Genomic DNA, 3,024 nt, shown 5'->3' with positions numbered 1-3,024 from the left:
ACCATGGCCGGCGCCGTGCTGCAGGCGGCGGCCGAACGGCGCGTTATCGTGGTGGACGGCTTCATCGCCGGCGCGGCGGTGCTGGTGGCGGCGCGGCTCGCATCGCACGTGCTGCAGCGCTGCGTGTTCTCGCACCGCTCCGGCGAAAGCGGCCATGCGCTGATGCTGCGGCACCTGGGCGCGCACGCGGGCGAGCCGGCGCGCCCGCTGCTGGAACTGGGCCTGCGCCTGGGCGAGGGCTCGGGCGCGGCGCTGGCCTGGCCGCTGCTGGTGTCGGCCTGCGCCATCCTGCGCGAGATGGCCACCTTCGATTCGGCCCAGGTGTCAGGGAAAACGCCGTAGCGCCCGCGTTGCCGCGCCATCCGGCTGCGTCTATCCTACGGTCAGCCGCCGCCGGCGGCGTTGGGGAGAGAACGCATGTACAAGCGGATTCTGTTGGCCTATGACGGCTCCGATGCGGGCCAGAAGGCGCTGCTCGATTGCCAGGAACTCGCGCAATGGAGCCGCTCTGAGCTGCACCTGATCGCGGTCATGCCGTCGGCCATGAGCTTCGTCGGGCTCGAAGGCGGCGTCTACGACGTCGAACTCGAAGAGCGCGAAAAGACCAAGTACGACGGCGTGCTGCGCGACGGCCTGCGGCGCCTCTCGGAAGCCGGATGGACCGCGCGCGGCGAGGTGCTCACCGGCGAGGCGGTCGACGAGATCACGCGCCACGCGCGCAGGATCGAAGCCGACCTGGTGGTGGTGGGCCACAAGCACCTGGACAGCTGGGCCGCGCGCTGGTGGCGCGGCTCGATCTCCGGCGCGCTGATCGAGCAGGCGCCTTGCAGCGTGCTGGTCGTCATCCATTGAACGAACACAATCCACGGATGAGACTCCAACACGGTTCGTTCCTTCGCTCGCTGCGTCGCCCGGTCTTGCTCTGGCTGCTCGCCGCCCCGCTTGCGGGTGTTCTCGCCGGCTGCGCGGGCATCGGTGGTTCCGGCTTGTTCAGCGCGCCGGCGCCGCGGCTGGCGGTGTTCCTGGTGGTGGACGGCCTGCCGCAGCGGCAGGTGCTGGCTTACCGCGACCAGCTCGCGCCCGACGGCTTCGCCCGCTTCCTGGACAGGGGCACCTGGTTTTCCGAGGCCCATTACCGCCACGCCTTCACCGTCACGGCGGCCGGGCATGCGGCCATGCTCACCGGGGCCTATCCGCACCGCACCGGCATCATCGGCAACGACTGGCGCGCCATCGCCACCGGCGCGCAGGTCTACAACACCGGCGACACGAACTACACCTACATCGGCGCCGCCACCAAGCCGCTGGACGGCACCAGCCCCAACCACCTGAAGGTGGAGACGGTGGGCGACGTGCTGCGCCGCACGGTGCCGGGTTCCAAGGTGATCGGCATCTCGGGCAAGGACCGTGGCGCCATCCTGCCCGCCGGGCATGCCGGCACCGCCTACATGTACATGGGCGAGAGCGGCACCTTCGCCACCAGCACCTACTACATGAAGCAGCACCCGGCCTGGGTGGACGCGTTCAACGCGGCCAGGCCGGCCGACCGCTTCTTCAAGGCCGAATGGAAGCCGCTGCTGCCCGAAGCCGCCTATGCGCGCTCGCTGCCCGACAGCCAGCCGTGGTTCGGCCCGGCCGGCGGCAAGCTGCCGATGATGATGGGCACGCCCGCCGACGACACACCGGGCCCGCGCTTCTACGGCGCGCTGCTGGCGTCGCCGTTCGCCGACGCGCTGTCGCTGCAGTTCGCGCGCGCCGCTATCGCTGGCGAGCGGCTGGGCCTGGACGCGGACACGCCGGACATCCTGATCGTCAGCCTGTCCGGGCACGACTACGTCAACCACCGCTGGAGCGCCGAGTCGCGCCTGTCGCACGACCATTTCCTGCAGCTTGACCGCATGCTGCAGGCCCTGTTCAAGGACCTGGACGAAACCATCGGCGCCGACAACTACGTGGTGGCGCTCACCGCCGATCACGGCTTCATGCAGGCGCCCGAAGTCAGCCAGGCGCAGGGCCTGGGCGGCGGCCGCGTGGCGGGCAACGCGCTGCTGGTGGCCGTCAATGCCGAGCTGGAGAAGCGCTTCGGCGCACCGAAGCTGGCGGCCTTCCTGTCGGCGCAGGCGGTGGTGCTGGACCGCAAGCTGCTGGCCGAGCGCAAGCTGGATTTCGACACCGTGGCCGACGCCGCGCGCGCCGCGCTGCTGGCGCAGCCGGCGATCGGCGCCGCGTACACGCGCAAGGAACTGCGGAATGGCGGGAGCACCAGTCAGGCCGGCGCACCGTTCTTCGACGCCATGCGCAAGGCCTGGCATCCCGACGTGTCGGGCGACGTGCAGTACGTGTTGAAGCCCTACTGGATGATGGGTGCGTCCGTCACCACGCACGGCTCGCCGCATCCGTACGACACCCAGGTGCCGCTGCTGCTGTGGGGCCCGCGCTGGGTGGGCCGCGGCCGGGTGGACACGCCGGTGGAGCCGATCGACCTCGCACCCACGCTGGCCGCGCTGCTGAAAGTGGAGACGCCCTCGGGCAGCGAGGGAAAGCCGCTGCCCTTGCCGCTGTCCTTTGGGGTCGGCCGCTAACGGCCGACGGCGCGCCGCTTCACGCAAGCGACACACAACGCTTACCCGGGCGACATCCACGCCGGGCATGCTTGCGGCTCGTCCCGCCTGGTGCGCAGCCAGCACGACAGAAAAACGCTGACGGCGCGGTGCGCACGCCGCCGTCGGACAGGCCGGCCCAGCCGTGGCACGCTCGCTGGGCCGACCTGCTGCCTCAGCCGGATGACGACCAGAAGAACGACGAAAAAGGAATGCGATGCCCGACCAACGCCCTCCGGTTCCCCCGGCGGATCCTCCCGAGTACTTTGAACAGCCCGCCGGCGCCGCAGGCCCGGCAGTGCCTCGCCGCGTCAGCCGCCGCAGCGCCTGGATCGGCAGCATCGTGGCGCTGCTGGTGCTGGCCGGGCTGGGCTGGCTGGCCTGGGACTTGACCCACCCGGACACCACCGCATCGGCCGCGGCC

Annotated in this window: 3 protein-coding genes; all 3 read left to right on the top strand. The window is 70.8% G+C overall.

What is annotated here, in order from left to right:
- Window positions 1–342 (top strand): nicotinate-nucleotide--dimethylbenzimidazole phosphoribosyltransferase (locus H0U68_RS24345; RefSeq protein WP_296359624.1); only part of this gene is annotated, 342 nt, incomplete at its 5' end.
- A 75-nt stretch (window positions 343–417) separates the two neighbouring features.
- The gene (locus H0U68_RS24340) at window positions 418–852 is read left to right on the top strand and encodes a universal stress protein (RefSeq protein ID WP_296359623.1); all 435 of its coding nucleotides are present in this window, start codon (window positions 418–420) and stop codon (window positions 850–852) included.
- Between the two features lie 17 nt (window positions 853–869).
- Window positions 870–2,582 carry an alkaline phosphatase family protein gene (locus tag H0U68_RS24335; RefSeq protein ID WP_296359622.1) on the top strand — a complete coding sequence of 571 codons (1,713 nt, stop codon included), beginning with the start codon at window positions 870–872 and terminating at the stop codon, window positions 2,580–2,582.
- Window positions 2,583–3,024 lie beyond the last annotated feature (442 nt).

Origin of the sequence: Ramlibacter sp. (assembly GCF_013697775.1) — a bacterium.
Taxonomy (GTDB): domain Bacteria; phylum Pseudomonadota; class Gammaproteobacteria; order Burkholderiales; family Burkholderiaceae_C; genus Ramlibacter.
The sequence above is the reverse complement of the archived record's forward strand: the minus strand, read 5'-3'. Positions and strand labels throughout refer to the sequence as shown.